1 pseudogene is annotated in these 1,730 nt (G+C 65.6%); it reads left to right on the top strand.

Going from position 1 to position 1,730, the window contains the following annotated elements:
* Positions 1-1,730, top strand: a pseudogene (locus tag DU506_RS21100) (molybdopterin-dependent oxidoreductase); the annotation flags it as partial.

Below are 1,730 nucleotides of genomic sequence, written 5' to 3'. Positions count from 1 at the left end.
TGGTTCGCAAGCCGCTGCTGGCCCTCTGGCGCGAGGCGCTCAAGGCGCACCCCGACCCGGTCGATGCCTGGGCCTCGATCGTCGAGGACCCGGCCAAGACCAAGCAGTACAAGCGTGCCCGTGGCATGGGTGGCTTCGTGCGCGGTGACTGGGACGAGCTCAACGACCTGGTGGCGGCCTCCAACGTCTACACCGCCAAGCAGTACGGTCCCGACCGTATCCTGGGCTTCTCGCCGATCCCCGNCCCGACCGTATCCTGGGCTTCTCGCCGATCCCCGCCATGTCGATGGTTTCCTACGCCGCCGGTAGCCGCTACCTGTCGCTGATCGGCGGCGTCTGCATGAGCTTCTACGACTGGTACTGCGACCTGCCGCCGGCCTCGCCGATGACCTGGGGCGAACAGACCGATGTCCCCGAATCCGCCGACTGGTACAACTCCGGCTACATCATCGCCTGGGGCTCCAACGTGCCCCAGACGCGCACCCCGGACGCGCACTTCTTCACCGAAGTGCGCTACAAGGGCACCAAGACCGTCTCGATCACCCCGGACTACGCCGAAGTCTCCAAGCTGACCGACGAGTGGCTGTCCGCCAAGCAGGGTACCGACGCCGCCCTGGCCATGGCCATGGGCCATGTGATTCTCAAGGAATTCCACCTCGACAAGCCCAGTGCCTACTTCACCGAGTATGTCCGCCAGTACACCGACATGCCGTTTCTGGTGGAACTCGAAGCGCGTGAGGACGGAAGCTTCGCTCCCGGCCGCCAGTTGCGCGCCAGCGACTTCGATGCCGCCCTGGGCCAGGACAACAACCCCGAGTGGAAAACCGTCGCCTGGGACGAAACCCGCGACCAGCTGGTGGTGCCGCGTGGCTCGATCGGTTTCCGCTGGGGCGAGACCGGTGACGAAGTGGGCAAGTGGAACCTCGAGCCGCTGGACGCCGAAGGCACCAAGATCAAGCCGCTGCTCAGCCTGGCCGAGCACCACGACAGCGTGGCGCGAGTGGCGTTTCCCTACTTCGGCGGCATCGAGCACGAGCACTTCGAGCACGTCAAGGGCGCCGGTGCCGGCGCCGCCGATGACCTGCTGTTCCACAACCTGCCCGTCAAGCGCCTGAAGAAGGCCGACGGCAGCGACATGCTGGCGGTCACCGTCTTTGATCTGATGTGCGCCAACTACGGCATCGACCGGGGCTTCAGCAGCGATGGCGAGGATGACGGCGCGACCTCCTATGACCAGATTCGCCCCTACACCCCGGCCTGGCAGGAGAAGATCACCGGCGTCTCGGCGGAGCAGGCCACGCGCATCGCCCGGGAATTCGCCGACAACGCCCACAAGACCAACGGGCGCAGCATGATCATCGTGGGTGCCGGCATGAACCACTGGTACCACATGGACATGAACTACCGCGGCCTGATCAACATGCTGGTCATGTGCGGCTGTATCGGCCAGAGCGGCGGCGGCTGGGCCCACTATGTGGGGCAGGAAAAACTGCGCCCGCAGACCGGCTGGACCCCGCTGGCCTTCGGCCTCGACTGGCAGCGTCCGCCGCGCCACATGAACTCCACCTCGTTCTTCTACAGCCACTCCTCCCAGTGGCGCTACGAGAAGCTCGAGATCAAGGAAATCCTCTCGCCGCTGGCCAAGGCCGAGGACTACCCGGGCAGCCTGATCGACTTCAACGTGCGCTCCGAGCGCATGGGCTGGCTGCCGTCGGCGCCTCAGCTGGATA

The organism is Vreelandella rituensis, assembly GCF_003336665.1.
In the GTDB taxonomy this organism is placed as follows: domain Bacteria; phylum Pseudomonadota; class Gammaproteobacteria; order Pseudomonadales; family Halomonadaceae; genus Vreelandella; species Vreelandella rituensis.
This window is presented reverse-complemented; position numbering and strand designations above follow the sequence as displayed.